Source organism: Paenibacillus sp. JT31N7, from assembly GCF_059692095.1.
This window is the reverse complement of record NZ_JCAUAT010000014.1, coordinates 30,583-48,131: the sequence shown is the minus strand read 5'-3', so window position 1 is coordinate 48,131 and position 17,549 is coordinate 30,583. Positions and strand designations below refer to the sequence as shown.

Below are 17,549 nucleotides of genomic sequence, written 5' to 3'. Positions count from 1 at the left end.
GGATCGCCTGGAAAAGAGGGGGTAACCCTCTGTTTTTTTGTGTGCCAAACAGCTTTAGGTAAAGAAAGAGAAACCCACATCTCAAAAAGATGGGGTTTCTCGACAATCTGACAGTTCCTTTTCAGGAACTGTCTTTTTTATTGCTTAGATAAATTTAGCTGCCGTCAGGAAACGCTTCAACATCGTTGCGCTTTGTGCGCGTGTAGCCTGTTGAAGAGGCTCGATCGTAGTCGAAGTCATGCCGTCGATGATACCGAGGCTCAGTGCCGCAGCCATTTCATCTTTAGCCCAGACAATCTTATGGGAATCATTGAACTTAGTAAGCATGGCTTGTCCCTTAGTGATTTCCGTGCTGGTGTTTACCCCAGCGTAGCTAAGAGCGCGAACGACCATGGCCGAAAGCTCTTCACGAGTAATCTGGTTGTTCGGACGGAACGTACCGTCTTCATAGCCGTCTACCAGTTTCAGCTTGGCTGCCGTAGCAACTACATCGGCATACCACTGGTTGGAAGCTACGTCCTTAAACGTGGAGGTCCCACCGGTGTTTTGAATGCCCAGAGAACGGACGAGCATAGCTGCGAATTCAGCACGGGTTACACTGCGGTCCGGCTGGAAGGTTGTGTTAGTTACGCCGTCGACCACGAGCTTGTTGGCGAGCATCGTAATGTTGGACTCCGCCCAGTGTCCCTTGATGTCCGAGAAGGTTTTGTTAAGCTCGAGTACACCGTAAATGCTGTTGCCTTGACGCTTCACCATTACGTCTGTTTTACCGTCGCTAAACGTGTAGAAAGCTGGAACGAACGTCATGGTTTTAGTCGTTTCGTTATATAGGAAAGCAGTTGTTTTTGCTTGGTTAAGCACGGTATCGAAGTTCAGGCTGCGAGGCACGTATACATTGCCGGTGTTGATCATGCTTGTTTTACCGGCGGTAGTAGCTGCCTCCAGATTGAAATCAGCCGGAGTACCGATGATTTTACCGCCCATTGCAGCCGCTTCCGTCTGCATCGTGCTGCGCATGCTCTCGGATACGAACTTCACGGTAACACGGATGTAAAGGTCACTTGCTCCAACGCTTAGAGAGGAGGCAAGGGAGTCATAGTTAATCGTCGCAAGCGGTACATAGTAAACGGCGCTGCCGTTTCTGACCGTAATTTGCTTATTGTCGCCACTGTCTTTCAGTACCCATGCCGGGATATTTACCATATCCCCGTTTAATACAATCTCCAGCGTGTCGCCTTTGGCAAGAGCCTCTTTCAACGCCTGCGCATCTAGAGAGCCGTCAGCGCCTGCTTTAATGGAGTTCACGGCTGTGCTTCCGTCACCGGGAGTGGTCACGCCTCCACCATTGCCGCTACCGCCGCCTGTGCTTCCGCCCGGAGTAGTAGAACCGTTATCGGAATCATTGTCGTTCCCATTGTTATAAGCTGCATTGTTAACGGTTTCGTACACGGAGTCCACTACCGAGTATAATTTAACATAACGGTAAGCGGAGTCGACAACCGTTTGGAAATCGTATTTATACTGCTGCTTGGCTTCATCGAAATAATTTGCATAAGTAGCTTTGACTACTCCCACATATTGACCGCTCGGGCCGTAGAGGAGCAATTCTGTTTCATCGCTGTTTTTGTGGTCTAAGTATACAGAACCTTTCACCGTTCCGTTGTTGAAGGAGATACCGGAATAACTTGTTTGTGCAGAAGCAAGAATCGGCATTAGAGCTGAAAGCATCAGCGTCAAGCACAGCATTTGAGCTGTTTTGGTAAACCATTGATTCATCGGGGCAACGCTCCATTCTCTCTTTTGTTTTCTGTCTGTAATCTTGATCTTAAGTTTCATCTTTTGTCGATTCACCTCCCTCACGATGATATTTCATACATGTAAGCATTTAACAAGAATAATTATCCGAACATTGGAAAAATGAAACAAAAAATTGTGCTAAAAGAACCAGAATACTATTCATAAGCTGGGACTCTTTGTAACATGTGGTGGAAAATAAGGACAATTTGATTCTAAAACTGCCCAAACGGCCTGATTGATTTTAAAATAAAAAGCCTGTCCTCCACGTTAAAGGGAGAACAGGCTTTTATCTTTCATTTTTTTATAGCGGAGGTGTGTTTGCGATAATCTGATCAATCTCTTGCTCGACAGTCGGAGTTAACGCTTTTACTTTGTCCAGAGCCGGCTGATCGGTTTTATTTTGCTTCTTCAGAGCTGCCAGATAATAACGGATACCGGTTTGGCCGTTTCCGTCTTTAAGTTCACCGGCAGTGAAAGGTTTCAATAAGGCCTCCGCATCGGCGTACTTGCCTTGAGCAAAGTACATTTGACCCAGATACAGTCTAATGGGTTCCGTTACATCAAATTCACGGCCTTGCAGCTGCCCTTCGGGAAGTTTGGCCAGTTCCTTCATGCGATCGAGAACTTGCTGGTAAACTTGGAGAGCCTGATTCCACTCCTTATCTGCCGCAGCCTTATCCTTGGCTGCATATCCTTCAAAACCGGCAGTAACATGGGTTTGAATACTTCTTTCATAGAAGCTAATGTCCCATGGGTAGTAGTTAAGACCCTTTTGAATAAGCTTCTCAACTTGCTCCTGCTGTCCCTTGATTTGAAGGGTGTTTAGTTCACGATCCAGAAGAGATTTATTGTAGGGTTCTTTATCACGTGCGGTGTTGATTAATGCTATCTCTTCGTTTAAATATTTTTCGTCTTGAGTTTGTTTATAAATTTGTGCCAAAAGGTCCACTTTTAATAAGACATATTCAGGATGATTGCCGCGTAAACTCAGCGCATTATTTAACGGCGTTACAATTTCCGTATAGTTTTGCGAAGTTTTCGCCACTTCCAGCGCTTTATTATAAGAACTATTTGCACTCAGATAGCGTGCCGAAACAAAGAGGGTAACGATTGAAAGAACAAGTATAACCGAAGGATACACGTATCTTAACGATGCGGCTTGTTTGGCAAATTCTTTTGTTTTGACGTCTGCGATCATGGCCCCCAGGCAAAGGAACACAAGCGCTCCAATGTACACATAGCTCATATCAAAGTCGAGCACGCTATGCCCCAGGATAGCAATGACAAAGATGAAATAAACAAAATGTTTATCGCGTTCCTGTTCCGTGCTGCGGATATAATTACGAATGTACATCGCAAAAATGGCAATCAGCAGTACGGCCAGGATCAAGATGCCGACAGCCCCGACTTCGACCAGATACTGCATAAAATAGTTATGCGCTTGGCGGCTTGTGTAAGGGTTGTTCTGGTATTGTTCGTACAAGCTAGACCAAGCGCCGCCGCCTGCACCGAACAGCGGGTAATCCGCAAAAAGCTTGGAAGCGTCTTTGTAAAAAGTGATTCTCTCAAGTACACTGTGCTGGGTGAAGTTGATCGTCTCCAACCGGATCCGCACATTTTCGGGAAGCAGATTTTTAAGCGGAGTGGCCATGACAACCAAGACACCCACAATGCCCAGTACAATGGAACCAATTGGAATAGCGAAAGGGGCCCACTTCCTGGCCGAGAAGTTCTCCAGCTTGCTTATCAACAATGGAGCAACAAAACGTTGAACCAATAAGGCAAGGATTCCGTAAATCACACTGGCGCCGATGAGCAGCATCCAGCCTTTTCCCGAGAGAGAGGCCGAAAACTCCTTATTCACATCAATACCGATCGCTGTAATCTTGTTTAAAACGGCGAAGGAAGCCAGAGTCGACAATACCGCATGAATAAGCAGGAGGATTTGCCTAGATGGCTTCTGAAAGATTAGAATAAGAAAGAAAATAATGGGCAGAAAGATAATCGCGCCGCGTGACAGGGTGAGCATAAAGGACACTAGGATCGGTATGAGGAACAGTGCGTGTACCAGAACTTTGGACCAGCTGCGGTTCTTCGATACTAGGAACAATCCTGCACCCCATAGAGCGATCAAGAAGCCAGCGTAGGTATTGGCGTACTGGAAAACGGACGTCAAACGCAAACCGTTGGAATCCGTCATGATGGCGTCTTTGTAAATACCGGTAGCATCGATTGAGGAAAACCAACCTACGATTGCGCCCGCCAGCTTGCCGTTTCCAAGCCAGTTCATGACGCCGAAGATTACAATGACATAACCGCTGGTCAGGAGCCCAGTATGGATAATCTTATTCCCTAATGCCGATTTGGTCAGATAGGCTCCGATCAGGAACAGCGTTACGAGCACGATCTGAATAAGCAGGAGGTTTACCGCCGAATATTTGGAAGCGGCCGGCAGCAAGGAAATCAGGTAACTGAGCGGAATTAAGAAGATAAACAAACTCAGAAGATCTTTGCGTTCCCGAAGCTTCCAGAAGTAGAAGAAGTAGATTCCCGTCAGGAACAGAAAAATGGAGGCCCATATAACGGCGGAATAAATGGGTCTTTCAAAGTTCAGCGAATTTCCGTTAAACAAGGCCTTCTGAAACGGGGCCCAGAACAAAAACAGGGTTACGAACCCGATCAGCAGCCAAAAGATGATAGAACTCTTTTCAGCCTGTTCTCTTTCGTCTAGCTTTGGCTTTTTATACGCGTACATCACAGTCTCCCTCTCCGATAAATCTCGACAATATTTTATCATAGCGGAGAAAATATTCCAATTTATGATTGGATGGGGTACAGTTAGAATAGTATACTGATCAGTGGAACCAGATCGGTTAAGGGTTGTATAGTAGCAAGGAGTTGTAAAATGAAGGGACGCAGCTTTATAACGAAGTCAGCCCGGCTGGTGTATTCTTTGGCTTTGAAATTCAAACCTATGCTAATCCGTATTATTCCGGGCAAGCTCAAAACAAGGTTAAGGACCAGGGTGTTGAATGCAGCGTATCCTCAAAGTAAAGCTGTATTTGCAAATGCCAATGAATCTATTAGTGATTTTGACAGGGGAATAAATTTAGTGGGATACAACCGAGCCGAAATGGGCATCGGGGAGTCCTGTAGAATAGCTGCCCGTTCTATGGATGCGGTGGATGTTCCTTTCGGGGTTATAAACTTCGAAGTTAACAATCTATCGAGAATGGGAGATTTATCATGGGTACACAAAGAAATCGAGTCTCCTATTTATAATATCAATATTTTTCATATAAATGCGGACCAGATGATTTTCGTTAACGCTCACTTGGGGGATAAAATATTTCAGGGGCGATACAATATTGGATATTGGCATTGGGAGCTTCCTGACTTTCCGGAAGAATGGAAAAATAGTTTCAACCTGGTTAATGAAATTTGGGTACCCTCACGGTTTGTTGCAGAATCCATCGCAATTAAATCACCTGTGCCAGTTGTACGAATTCCTCACAGTATTCAAGTTCACGTTAATAAGGACATGAACAGAGAGCACTTCAATCTTCCTGAGAAAAGCTTTTTATTTTTGGGAATGTATGATGTTCACAGCTACCAAGAGCGAAAGAATCCGAAGGCTGTTATTGAAGCCTTTAAAAAAGCTTTTTCAGCTGATAATCAGGAAGTTGGACTTGTTATTAAAGTTAATAATATAGATAACAGTTCGCAAGAAATGGAGATTCTAAAAGCCGAAATTGGATCTTATAACAATATTTATCTGATTAAAGGAACATTAACTCGTGAAGAGGTTAATAGTCTTATAAACAATGTGGATGTATTCGTTTCTTTGCATCGATCTGAGGGTTTTGGTCTGGGACTTGCAGAAGCCATGTACTTGGGCAAAGCCGTTATAGGCACTAATTGGTCTGCAAACACCGACTTCATGAATATTAAAAATTCATGTCCCGTCGATTATAAACTTATTGAAATCGGTCAGGACTATGGCCCGTACAAGGAAGGTCAGTATTGGGCAGAACCGGATATTGAGAATGCTTCTAACTATATGAAGCGGTTGTTTTTAGATCAGGAGTTTTATAGCGAAATAGCCAAGGAAGGACAGAAAACTATTCGTAATGACTATTCACCCGAGAGAGTTGGGGGACTTATTAAAGAAAGGCTTAGGCACTTAAGTTTATTAAGCTAGTTATCAAAATGGAGGCTTTATAAAATGGTTGCTACAGCAGTGATAATGGCAGGCGGTAAGGGAGAAAGATTTTGGCCTAAAAGCCGAATCAATCTCCCTAAACAATTTTTGAATATTTCCGGAAACAAGTCTATGATTCAACAATGTATTACCAGGCTTGAAAAGATGATTCCAGCCAATCAAATTTTTATTGTAACGAATGAGTTATATGCGGAATTAATTCAAGCACAAATTCCCCATCTTCCATCCGATAACATCATTATCGAGCCGGTTGGACGAAATACAGCACCTTGTATAGGGCTAGCTTCTATCATCATAGAGGAGAAGTTTCCTAATAGCTCTATGGTAGTGATTCCATCGGATCATATCATACACAATGAAGAGGAATTTTTGAGTATCATTCAGACAGGTATTCAGGTTAGTGAGAAAAATGGTGTGGTAACCTTGGGAATATCCCCAAATTATCCGGAGACCGGTTATGGGTATATTGAAACCGTTGGAGATCCGCATAGATTGAATAATTTCGAAATCCATAGAGTTAACCAATTTGTGGAGAAGCCTGATCTTGAGAAGGCTATCCAGTATATAGAACAAGGAAACTACTACTGGAATAGTGGAATTTTTATCTGGAAAATAGAAGTTATCAGAGAATACATAAAGCAGCATATGTTAGATATGCATGAGATACTAGAAGTCATGAAAGGAAGCTTTCTTTCGGAAGAGAGAAATGAGGTAATTCGCAGAGAATTCCCCAAAATGCCTGATCAATCCATCGATTATGGAATCATGGAAAAGATTAATGACATCTATATGATTCCTTGTGTTTTCGGATGGGATGATGTAGGGAGTTGGACAGCTTTAGAAAGAATTGATGAGTTAGATGAGAATGGCAATGTTATTCGGGGCAATATTCTAAGTTTGGACACGAAGAAATGTATTATTGAAAGTAATGGAAAGCTGATCGCAACACTTGGTGTAGAAGACTTAATTATAGTGGATACAGAGGATGTAACCCTGATTTGCCGGAAAGATAAGGCTCAAGAGATCAAAACCATTATTAAAGAGTTGAAGATTCAAAAATTAGAAAAATATCTTTAATTATATTAAATTACCTCATTTAAGGAGAAAAGAAAAATGACAAAACGTGCACTGATTACAGGGATTACAGGACAAGACGGTTCTTACTTAGCGGAGTTATTATTGAGTAAAGGTTACAAAGTATATGGATTAAAGAGAAGAACCAGCGTGCCTATCATGGAAAATATCCAACATATCAAAAATGAAATTGAATTTATTGACGGGGATCTTCAAGACCTCAGTTCTTTAATCAGAGCCGTTCAGATCGCAGCCCCGGATGAAGTCTACAATCTTGCGGCTCAATCGTTCGTGGCCACTTCATGGGAACAGCCTGTGTTAACGGCCCAAGCAACTGCTATTGGCGTTACGAATATGCTGGAAGCCGTTCGCATTGTAAAACCGGAAGCAAGATTTTATCAAGCATCCAGCAGTGAGATGTTTGGTAAAGTAGTGGAAACCCCTCAAAAAGAGACGACACCTTTTTATCCGCGCAGTCCATATGGAGTAGCAAAAGTATACGGGCACTGGATTACAATCAATTATCGAGAAAGCTTCGACATGTTTGCTTGCTCAGGAATTCTCTTTAATCATGAATCGCCTCGTCGTGGGGTTGAGTTTGTGACCCGCAAAGTAACGGATGCAGTTGCGAGAATCAAGCTCGGCCTGCAAAATGAGCTTCGTATGGGAAATCTCGATGCTAAAAGGGATTGGGGCTTTGCTGGTGACTACGTTAAGGCTATGTGGTTGATGCTTCAACAGGATACACCTGATGATTATGTGATTTCCACGGGAGAGACTCATACGGTTGAGGAATTAGTTGATATTGCGTTTAGTCATGTGGGTCTGAATTGGAGAGATTATGTGGTCATCGACCCCAAATTTGTGCGTCCTGCAGAAGTGGACCTCTTGTTAGGGGATTGTACTAAAGCTAAAGAGCAGCTTGGTTGGGAGCTTGAAGTAGGATTTGAACAGCTTGTTAAAATGATGGTGGATAGTGATATGGAAAGATTGAAAAAGTAATTAAAGGCGGTATGAAGATGAAAAAGGCTTTAATTACAGGAGCGGAAGGATTTGTTGGACATTATTTGGCAACTAATCTGCTAACTAATGGTTATGAAGTTTGGGGAGGAACTCGTAAAAAAACGGTTTCTTCCCAAGTAACTAAGATACCTATGCTATCTCTTGACTGGGCAGATCCCGGTAATTTACGTGATGTACTGGAGTACGTGAAACCAAATGCAATATTTCATTTATCCGGTCAAAGTTCAGTGAAACGTTCATGGAATCACATAGATGAAACGTTTGAATCTAATGTTATGCACTCCATATCTTTGTTCGAAGCAATCAAGGACTCGGCTATAAAAAACGATGTTAAAATTGTATCGATAGGATCCTCGGAAGAATACGGACTTCAAGCTGTTTCCCCTATTGGGGAAGACAGTCTGGCCATTCCCAGTAATCCTTACGGCCTTTCGAAATATACCATTGGCAAAATAGCGCTCATGTATAATAAGATTCACGGTATTCAAGTTATACACGCGAGACCTTTTAACCATATAGGCCCGGGACAGAAGTTAGGATTCGTAACCAGTGATTTTGCTAAACAAATTGCGGATATAGACCGGGGTATCAGTGACCCGGTATTATACGTAGGGGATTTAAGCAGCAAACGAGATTTCACGGATGTCAGAGACATTGTCGAATCATACAGATTGCTATATCAGCAAGGTAAAGCAGGGGAAATCTACAACATTTGTTCTGGTTCTTGCGTATCCATTCGGAAAATTTTGGATATCTTTCTTTCGTTCACGGACAAGAAAATAAAGGTAGTCATGGATCCGGAAAAAATGAGGCCCAATGATATACCCGAATACTATGGTTCAAATATAAAAATCAAAAATGAAACTCCGTGGGAGCAAAAAATTTCCTTGGAGAGATCTTTACATGAAATTTACTTGTATTGGAGACATAATGAGAATTGACCTTCTTTTGTCTGTCGTAACTCCTTTATAAAAAAATAGGTGGATCATACATGACTAATATTTTTAGAGAAATAGTAGATTATAGGCAAATGCTTGTGAGTGTTGTTCGAAAAGATTTGCGTTCTAGATATAAAGGATCTTTTCTCGGTTTTTTATGGACATTTGTTAATCCGCTGCTTCAGTTGGCAATCTATTCTGTGGTTTTTCCATTCTTATTAAAAAATAGTCAGGCCGATTATCCTATGTTCCTTTTTGTCGCCCTGCTTCCATGGATTTTTTTCACCTCCTCTATACAAGGCGCTACCACATGTATTGTAGCTGGAGCAAATCTAGTGAAGAAAATTTATTTTCCGAGAATGATATTACCACTTTCTGTAGTATGCACAAATTTAATGAATTATATCTTTAGTTTAATTATCGTATTTCCTGCTCTTTTAATTTCTGGGATTCCTATTCGGCTTACAGTATTTTGGCTACCGGTTATCTTGCTAGTTGAATTTATTTTCGCTTTAGGGCTGGCTCTTATTTTCTCTTCGTTGTATGTAAAATTTAGGGATTTGGAGCATATTATAGGAATACTAACAATGATCTGGTTTTACTTGACTCCTATAGTCTTTGCAATTGATATTTTTCCAAAGTCGGTTGCTGATGTAATTGCATATAATCCAATGGTACCCATTATAACTGCTTTTCGGAATATACTATTGTATGGGACTCAACCGGAATGGGGCTCTATAATGTATGCCTTCCTCGTTGGAGGGAGTCTTTTAATTATTGGGGTTATCTTATTTCAGAAGAGTGAAAAGACCTTCGCGGAGGAACTTTAATAATGAATGATTTAGCGGCAATTTCTATTAACTCAGTCAGCAAAGCGTTTAAAATTTACCACGACAAACCACTTACATTAAAAGAAAAGCTATTACGACTGAGAAGCAATGATTATAGCGATTTTCTTGCCGTAAATAAGGTGAGTTTAGATATAAAAAAGGGAGAAACAGTTGGATTAATTGGCCATAATGGGTGCGGAAAAAGTACGCTATTAAAACTAATAACAAAAATTTTATACCCGGATAGTGGAACAATAGAAGTTAACGGAAGACTATCAAGTCTTATTGAACTGGGTGCCGGATTTCATCCTGATTTTACTGGACGGGAAAATATATATACAAATGCTTCGATTTTTGGATTGTCGAGAAGAGAGATCAATGCAAAAATCAAAGATATCATTCAGTTTTCGGAGCTAGGGGACTTTATTGAAAATCCTGTCAGGACATATTCCTCTGGAATGTATATGAGACTTGCGTTTTCGGTTGCTATCAATGTAGATCCAGAAATCTTGCTTATTGATGAGATCTTATCCGTTGGAGACGCTAACTTCCAAAAGAAATGTTACGACAAAATCGAAGGATTTAAAAATAATGGGGCAACGATATTGATCGTCGCACATGATTTGGGCACAATTGAAAAAATATGTGACCGGGTCGTTTGGATGAATAAAGGAGAGATAGTGGAAGAAGGCGAGCCTGATCGTGTGGTTAATTTATACACACAGTATATGAATCAGTCCTATATTGAGCATAGGCAGGCTGAATTTGAGGAAGAACAAAAAGTTGCTAGTGAAGAAAAACTAACTATCCTCGAAGATGATAATACCGTTTCTAAAGAAAGCCCTTCTTTAAATTTTTCCGATGATAACCGCTGGGGGACTAAAGAAGTTGAAATAACAGCTGCAAGAATAATTAACGGGCATCATGAAAGCACCAATGTTATTTCCGCAAATGAACCGATAACTATTGAAATGGATTATAGAGTCAATAAAGAACAAAAAGAATATATTTTTGGGGTGGGAATTTATACCGCAGACAAGACGTTGGTTTACGGAAACAACACGGAGATCGGGAAGATTAAAATCCGTGAACTCCAAACCACGGGTAGCATAAGATTTAAGATTGATAAATGTGACTTACTCACTGGTAATTATAAACTGAATGTTGCGGTTGTTGACGGCAACCATAGAGCCTTGGATTTTATAAAATATTATATGGATTTTTCCGTTGTTTCAAATGATAAAGCAGTAGGTCTCATATCCTTTAACCATCAATGGGAAATAACTTGAGATTGGTATAAGATCTAGCATAAGGAGAGAATATCTCATGAATATAAAGTTCAAAAGTGTTGAACATGAAGTTATATTTAATAAACTTTTTGAAGGGGTAAATGTAAAAACTGAGCCGGTGAGCTTAGAACAAAAAGAAATCATAAAAAAAGATGACTATTTCAATGAATTAGATAAATATATAAAAGAAATGGAGGGGAATAGGGAAAATTATGCTTATCGACATATATTTTCCTGTAGAAAATGGTTAGGGCCATTTATTTTGTTCGGAAAGAAAGTCGTCAGAAAATTGTTGAAATGGTATATAGAGCCTATTACATTTCAACAAACTAATTTCAATAATGCAGTTACTCCAGCTATTGGCAGGTTAACCGAACTCACTGGGAAATTAACGAGTAGATTAGAAGAGCTGGAAAAAGAGTATAATCAGCGATTAGAACAGAATGACGTTTTGCTGACTCATAATAAAAAATTAATAGTAGACTTAACTCAACAAGTAGCAGACTTAACTCAACAAGTTAATGATTATAATAATTTTAAAAATGAAATGACAGAAAAACAAGCACATACAGAATATTTAAATCAAAAGCTCATGGCAGATATCGAAGATATAAAAAGCCAAAATGAGATATATGTAACTAAAATAAGCCGAGCTGAAGCAACATTAGAACAGCTTAACGAAATTGATTTATTTAAGTCAAAACCATTTTCTATCTTTAACAAGCACACCTTTTCCCAATCCGGTGAAGATAGTATTTTAGCTTATATTATTCATGTTTTAGGAATTCCGTTTGAAGAGGTTGATTATGTAGACTTAGGGGCTAACCATGCTAAAGAATTAAGTAATACATATTACTTTTATAGTATGGGAGCAAAAGGCGTACTAGTGGAAGCTAATTCTGCACTTATCCCGGAACTAAAATTTTACCGGCATAGAGATCTGATATTAAATTATGCTGTGGATGTCGAATCAGGCAAGGATATAGAGTTCTATGTGTTAAATGGAGATGGCTTAAGCACGCCTGATTTAGGTGCGGCTCAGGAATTTTGTAAAACAAATCCTGCACTCGAAATAATAGAAACCAATTCCGTTAAAACAATAACTTATCAAAAAATCGTTGAAGATTATCTAGGCAAAGCTCCTACTATCTTATCGATTGATATCGAAGGCAAAGATATGGAAATATTACAATCCGTTGACTATGGGAAATACAGACCTGCTATCATTGTTATTGAGATGGTTGGTTACGAAACTACTCTTAGCCATAAGACGAAAAACAAGGAAATTGTAAAGTTTTTAGAAGACAAAGAATATGATGAATATGCTTTTACGGGAATTAATTCTATTTTTATAGACCGGAAGTTTTTGAAGGAAAGGGAAGAATGCAGAGATGAATATAGCCATTGACGTTTTGGCCGTACTAGGTCCTGATTCTAAGAATAGAGGCATCGGAAATTATACGACTAGTCAACTGAAAACTTTATTTGAGATAGATAAGGTAAATAAATATTTTCTCATTAATTTTTATGAAGATATCGACTTGAAAGAAGTTCTCCAGTACTCGGACAATGTGAGTCAATACTATTATTACCTGGGTCAAGATAATTTTATAGCTAAAGAAAAAAGTTGCCAACCATTATTAGGAGATTTAATAAAAAAATTTATACGATTACATAACATTGATGTCTTCTACATGACGTCTCCTTTTGATAGGAATATTTCTTATGATATGGAATGGTTTGGTGACGTTAAAACAGTAGGGACTGTTTACGATATCATACCGTTTATTTTCAAACAAAGATACCTAAGTAATAAAGATATGCACGAGAAGTATATGGGATGGGTTAATAATATCAAAAAAATGGACAAATTGTTAGCCATATCTCAAAGTGCGAAAGATGACACTGCACAGCATTTTAAAATAGGTCCTGACAATATAGACGTTATATACGCCGGTACAGATAGTTGTTATGAAAGAATCGATATATCGCCTGAAGACGCTGCAAAGTTTAAGGAAATTTACAACATAAGAGATTCATTCATTATGTGCACGGGCGGCGATGATGAACGAAAAAATATCGCTGAACTTATAATAGCGTATTCCAAGATGCCGAATGATCTAATTGAACAATACCAACTGGTTATTTGTTGTAAATTAAGTCAGTCATCGGAATCACGTTACTATGAAATTGCAGCCAAATACAATGTAAGAGAACGTGTTATACTCACTAATTTTGTTCCTCTTGACCATCTAATAAAATTATATAATCTGGCGCATGTGGTAGCTTTTCCATCTCAATACGAAGGATTTGGCTTGCCAGTTATAGAAGCTATGGCCTGCGGAACTCCAGTCTTAACTTCAAATAATTCGAGCTTAGGTGAGATTGCAGATGGAGCTGCTGTCCTCGTAGATCCATTCGATGTTAATGATATTTCTAGAGGCTTGATTGAAATATTAAGAGATCGTAATTTGAATGAACTAGTTCAAAAAGGGTATGAACGTATTAAGCTTTTTACGTGGGATGAGGTTGCAAAAAGAACATTAGCTGCTTTAACTTCATTGAACAAAGAGGAAGTAAAGGAAGAAAAAAGGGGAAATAAAATTGCCTTTTTTACACCACTGCCTCCAATTCAATCCGGTATTTCTGATTATAGTGTAAGTATTTTAAACGGACTTGCTGCATACTTTGATATTGATGTTTTTATCGATAAAAATTATGCACCCGATTGTAATTTAGCTGAAAACATTAAGGTCTATGAATACACAGATTTTGACCCGAAAAGTGGAAACTATATGGATATTATATATCAAATGGGTAACAGCGAGTATCACGCCTATATGATTGATTATATTAGGAGATATCCGGGAACCTTAATGCTACATGATTATAATTTGCATGGTTTAATACATTACTTGGCTTCTAAACAAAATGAAAATAAAGTGTATAAGGAATTTCTATATGAAGATTATGATAAGGCAGTTGTGGATACTTATGTAGATGATTATAAATCCGGGAAGATTTCTATAAAAATTTTTGAGATGCCTTCCAATGGCTTTGTCGTTAATCATTCAAAAAAAATCATTGTTCACAGTGACTTTGCAAAGAAAAAATTGCTGAGTAAAGATATTAAAAGAAGAGTGAAAAAGATTTTGAGTTTTGCAGAAATTAATCCTATTGAAGATAAGAGGGACACAAGAGCCAGATTAAACATAAATGAGAATGAGATTGTATTATCAGCATTTGGACATATTCATGAAACCAAAAGAATTATTCCTTTATTAAAAGCTTTTAAATCTCTAAGTACTCAGTACGATAAGGTTATCCTGTATTTAGTAGGCAAGCCTTCTGTGAGTATTAAGAGTGAGATGGAAAGTTTTATAGTGAAGAATCATCTAGGAAATAAAATAAAAATCACAGGATATACTGAACTGGATGAGTTTGAAGATTATATTACCGCTACCGATATCTGTATCAATCTAAGATATCCATATAATGGAGAAACCTCAGGGAGCCTTATGAGGATCTTGGCAAAGGGAAAATGCTGCTTGATTAATGATCTGGGAAGTTTTTCTGAAATTCCGGATAACTGTTCTATAAAACTAAAATCACCTGAGTTTATGACTGAATCTGAAGAAGTGGAAAGCATTTATAGAAATCTAGAGGATTTATTAGACCATCCCCAAAAAATAAATGATATAGGTAGTAATGCAAGAAACTACGCTATACAAGAGTTGGATATTAATAAAATAGTTAAACATTATGCTGCCTATATTTCTCAGGAAACAACGTCACATTTAAACGAAACTGTATTAGCAAGTCTTATAGCCAAATTAAAAGAAAATAGGGCCAGTTTAGAAGAATTAAATAAACTTTCCCTAACGTTAGCCTATCCAAAAATTTTGTGAGGATTATAATAAAGGGCAAGTACGATAGCTACACTGACATATGAACTCAAGCATGATTAGTTTCGGGGCTTATCCTTACTAGATTATTAAGGGTTCGAGAGTTCACTGATGAGTAAATCCTATTTGGAGGTCTTTTTATGAAAGGAATTATTCTTGCAGGTGGCACAGGTTCTCGTCTCTTTCCACTTACCAAAGTTACGAATAAGCACCTCTTACCCGTCGGTAAATATCCGATGCTGTATCACTCCCTTATTAAATTGAAACAAGCAGGTATCCAAGATATCTTGATCGTAACCGGCAAAGAACATATGGGGGACGTCGTTAATTTGCTTGGGAGCGGACGAGATTTTTCCATGACATTTACCTATAAAGTTCAGGACGAGGCTGGTGGAATTGCTCAGGCGCTAGGTATGGCGGAACATTTCGTTGGCGGCGAACAAATGGTGGTTATTCTTGGAGATAATGTATTTGAAGAAGACATCTCTGCATATGTGGACAAGTTTCGTAAGCAATCAACAGGGGCCAAGATTCTAATTCAGGAAGTCCCTGATCCTCAACGATACGGCGTTCCGGAACTCCAAGGCGATAAAATAATTTCTATTGAAGAAAAACCTGCACACCCTCGCAGCAATTATGCTGTGACGGGTATCTATATGTATGACAGCCAGGTGTTTAAAATAATCAAGACACTGAAGCCTTCAGCTCGTGGAGAGCTTGAGATAACGGATGTCAATAACGCATATATTGAACAAGGAAAGCTGACTTTTGATATTCTTCAAGGTTGGTGGACGGATGCAGGAACCCATTCATCTCTGGGTCGTGCCAATGAGCTTGCTAAAGAAATTGCATACGATGATGATTTCGGCAAACTAAAGCCTTAAATGGAAGGGGACTTAATATGAAAACAGTTCCTACAAATTTTCCTCAGGCGCTAATTATCGAACCTGCAGTCCATGGCGATAGCCGTGGGTTTTTCATGGAAAGCTATAACCAAAAAAGATTTGAAGAGCTGGGAATCACCCATAACTTTATTCAAGATAACCACTCGCTGTCTTCCGAAACCGGTGTTCTTCGGGGTCTGCACTATCAGCTCAATCCCAAAGCGCAGACCAAGCTAATCCGTGTCCTTGCCGGCGCCATTTACGACGTTATCGTGGACATACGCAAAAAATCGCCGACGTACGGCCAGTGGCAGGGATTTATCCTCAGTTCGGAAAATAAGCGCCAGCTTCTGGTGCCGAGAGGTTTCGCTCACGGTTTTTGCACGCTGGTGCCCAACACGGAAGTATTGTATAAGGTAGACGAGTACTACTCCCCGGAAAACGATAGAGGAATCAGGTGGAATGATCCTCAGCTAGCTATCGACTGGCCGACATCCAGCCCTATTCTTTCCGCAAAAGATGAAAAACACCCGAGCTTGGCGGATGCGGATAACAACTTTGAAGAGGAGGTTCAATCATGAAACTTCTCGTAACAGGCGGAGCGGGTTTTATCGGAAGCAACTTCGTTCTTTATATGCTTAAGAAATACCCGGATTACCAAATCATCAATTTGGATGCTTTAACCTACGCCGGAAATCTGGAAAATTTAAAATCGGTAGAGAACCATCCCAACTACCGGTTCTTAAAAGGGGATATTTCCGACCGGAAGGCGGTTCAACAGGCTTTCGACTTTGGCGTTGACGTGGTCGTAAACTTTGCGGCCGAGTCTCATGTGGATCGCAGTATTCTGGACCCGGGCATTTTTGTTCAAGCCAATGTTATGGGGACTCAAGTGCTGCTTGATGCCGCAAAAGCCCACGGGATTACTAAATTTGTACAGGTTTCTACAGATGAAGTGTACGGCTCTCTTGGCGAGACGGGACTATTTTCAGAAACAACGCCTCTGGCTCCTAACAGCCCTTATTCGGCTAGTAAAGCCGGCGGCGACATGCTGGTTCGCGCTTATCACGAAACATTCGGGCTGCCGGTTAATATTACACGCTGCTCCAACAATTATGGGCCGTATCAGTTTCCGGAGAAGCTTATTCCGCTTATGATTGCCAATGCCCTGGATGGGAAATCTCTTCCCGTTTATGGAGACGGCCTCAACGTACGGGACTGGCTTTACGTGGAAGATCATTGTTCGGCGATCGATCTGGTTCTGCACAGCGGGCGGGATGGGGAAGTGTACAATATCGGAGGGAACAATGAGCGCACCAATCTGGTCATCATCCAAACGATCTTGGCGGCACTCGGCAAATCCGAACAATTAATTACGTTTATTCAAGATCGTCCCGGACATGACCGCAGATATGGAATCGATGCAAGCAAAATAACGGCGAAGCTGGGCTGGCAGCCCAAGCATAACTTCGAGTCCGGTATCCAGGAGACCATACAATGGTATCTGGACAATAAAGAATGGTGGGAACGCATACGTTCAGGAGCTTACCAATCCTATTATGAACAGCAGTATGGTTCTTAAGAAAC

13 protein-coding genes are annotated in these 17,549 nt (G+C 40.1%); 11 read left to right on the top strand and 2 right to left on the bottom strand.

Annotation, left to right across the window (positions count from 1 at the left end):
• Positions 1–144 precede the first annotated feature (144 nt).
• A complete protein-coding gene (locus AC58P5_RS27875) occupies positions 145–1,776 on the bottom strand; it encodes an S-layer homology domain-containing protein (protein WP_497392319.1) in 1,632 nt (543 codons plus the stop codon).
• A gap of 322 nt (positions 1,777–2,098) precedes the next feature.
• Complete coding sequence (locus AC58P5_RS27870; protein WP_497392317.1) at positions 2,099–4,552, bottom strand: O-antigen ligase family protein; 2,454 nt, start codon at positions 4,550–4,552, stop codon at positions 2,099–2,101.
• Between the two features lie 150 nt (positions 4,553–4,702).
• Between AC58P5_RS27870 and AC58P5_RS27865 the strand changes: the two genes are divergently transcribed.
• From AC58P5_RS27865 to rfbB, 11 genes are all read left to right on the top strand, one after another.
• Complete coding sequence (locus AC58P5_RS27865; protein ID WP_497392315.1) at positions 4,703–5,998, top strand: glycosyltransferase; 1,296 nt, start codon at positions 4,703–4,705, stop codon at positions 5,996–5,998.
• A 24-nt stretch (positions 5,999–6,022) separates the two neighbouring features.
• Positions 6,023–7,096, top strand: a complete 1,074-nt coding sequence (locus tag AC58P5_RS27860) for a mannose-1-phosphate guanylyltransferase (RefSeq protein WP_497392313.1) — start codon at positions 6,023–6,025, stop codon at positions 7,094–7,096.
• A gap of 36 nt (positions 7,097–7,132) precedes the next feature.
• Positions 7,133–8,095, top strand: coding sequence for a GDP-mannose 4,6-dehydratase (gene gmd / locus AC58P5_RS27855; RefSeq protein ID WP_497392311.1), 963 nt, complete (start codon positions 7,133–7,135; stop codon positions 8,093–8,095).
• A 17-nt stretch (positions 8,096–8,112) separates the two neighbouring features.
• On the top strand, positions 8,113–9,057 hold the full coding sequence (locus tag AC58P5_RS27850) for a GDP-mannose 4,6-dehydratase (RefSeq protein WP_497392309.1): 945 nt from the start codon (positions 8,113–8,115) through the stop codon (positions 9,055–9,057).
• Positions 9,058–9,107: 50 nt separating this feature from the next.
• Positions 9,108–9,884 (top strand): ABC transporter permease, encoded by a 777-nt coding sequence (locus AC58P5_RS27845; RefSeq protein WP_497392307.1) that lies wholly within the window; start codon positions 9,108–9,110, stop codon positions 9,882–9,884.
• A gap of 2 nt (positions 9,885–9,886) precedes the next feature.
• Positions 9,887–11,173: an ABC transporter ATP-binding protein gene (locus tag AC58P5_RS27840; RefSeq protein WP_497392305.1), complete on the top strand. Its 1,287-nt coding sequence runs from the start codon at positions 9,887–9,889 to the stop codon at positions 11,171–11,173.
• A gap of 37 nt (positions 11,174–11,210) precedes the next feature.
• Positions 11,211–12,581 (top strand): FkbM family methyltransferase, encoded by a 1,371-nt coding sequence (locus AC58P5_RS27835; protein ID WP_497392303.1) that lies wholly within the window; start codon positions 11,211–11,213, stop codon positions 12,579–12,581.
• Positions 12,565–15,081, top strand: coding sequence for a glycosyltransferase (locus tag AC58P5_RS27830; protein ID WP_497392301.1), 2,517 nt, complete (start codon positions 12,565–12,567; stop codon positions 15,079–15,081). Before AC58P5_RS27835 ends, AC58P5_RS27830 begins: the two co-directional genes overlap by 17 nt.
• A gap of 137 nt (positions 15,082–15,218) precedes the next feature.
• Positions 15,219–15,962, top strand: a complete 744-nt coding sequence (locus tag AC58P5_RS27825; protein ID WP_497392299.1) for a sugar phosphate nucleotidyltransferase — start codon at positions 15,219–15,221, stop codon at positions 15,960–15,962.
• A gap of 17 nt (positions 15,963–15,979) precedes the next feature.
• Positions 15,980–16,543, top strand: a complete 564-nt coding sequence (rfbC, locus tag AC58P5_RS27820) for a dTDP-4-dehydrorhamnose 3,5-epimerase (RefSeq protein ID WP_497392297.1) — start codon at positions 15,980–15,982, stop codon at positions 16,541–16,543.
• Positions 16,540–17,544: a dTDP-glucose 4,6-dehydratase gene (rfbB, locus tag AC58P5_RS27815; protein WP_497392295.1), complete on the top strand. Its 1,005-nt coding sequence runs from the start codon at positions 16,540–16,542 to the stop codon at positions 17,542–17,544. Before rfbC ends, rfbB begins: the two co-directional genes overlap by 4 nt.
• Positions 17,545–17,549: the final 5 nt, after the last annotated feature.

Bases quoted from the DNA above. Each gene is read 5' to 3' on its own strand.
- AC58P5_RS27875 (WP_497392319.1), bottom strand. From the start codon at position 1,776: ATGAATCAATGGTTTACCAAAACAGCTCAAATGCTGTGCTTGACGCTG.
- AC58P5_RS27870 (WP_497392317.1), bottom strand. From the start codon at position 4,552: ATGTACGCGTATAAAAAGCCAAAGCTAGACGAAAGAGAACAGGCTGAA.
- AC58P5_RS27865 (WP_497392315.1), top strand. From the start codon at position 4,703: ATGAAGGGACGCAGCTTTATAACGAAGTCAGCCCGGCTGGTGTATTCT.
- AC58P5_RS27860 (WP_497392313.1), top strand. From the start codon at position 6,023: ATGGTTGCTACAGCAGTGATAATGGCAGGCGGTAAGGGAGAAAGATTT.
- gmd (WP_497392311.1), top strand. From the start codon at position 7,133: ATGACAAAACGTGCACTGATTACAGGGATTACAGGACAAGACGGTTCT.
- AC58P5_RS27850 (WP_497392309.1), top strand. From the start codon at position 8,113: ATGAAAAAGGCTTTAATTACAGGAGCGGAAGGATTTGTTGGACATTAT.
- AC58P5_RS27845 (WP_497392307.1), top strand. From the start codon at position 9,108: ATGACTAATATTTTTAGAGAAATAGTAGATTATAGGCAAATGCTTGTG.
- AC58P5_RS27840 (WP_497392305.1), top strand. From the start codon at position 9,887: ATGAATGATTTAGCGGCAATTTCTATTAACTCAGTCAGCAAAGCGTTT.
- AC58P5_RS27835 (WP_497392303.1), top strand. From the start codon at position 11,211: ATGAATATAAAGTTCAAAAGTGTTGAACATGAAGTTATATTTAATAAA.
- AC58P5_RS27830 (WP_497392301.1), top strand. From the start codon at position 12,565: ATGAATATAGCCATTGACGTTTTGGCCGTACTAGGTCCTGATTCTAAG.
- AC58P5_RS27825 (WP_497392299.1), top strand. From the start codon at position 15,219: ATGAAAGGAATTATTCTTGCAGGTGGCACAGGTTCTCGTCTCTTTCCA.
- rfbC (WP_497392297.1), top strand. From the start codon at position 15,980: ATGAAAACAGTTCCTACAAATTTTCCTCAGGCGCTAATTATCGAACCT.
- rfbB (WP_497392295.1), top strand. From the start codon at position 16,540: ATGAAACTTCTCGTAACAGGCGGAGCGGGTTTTATCGGAAGCAACTTC.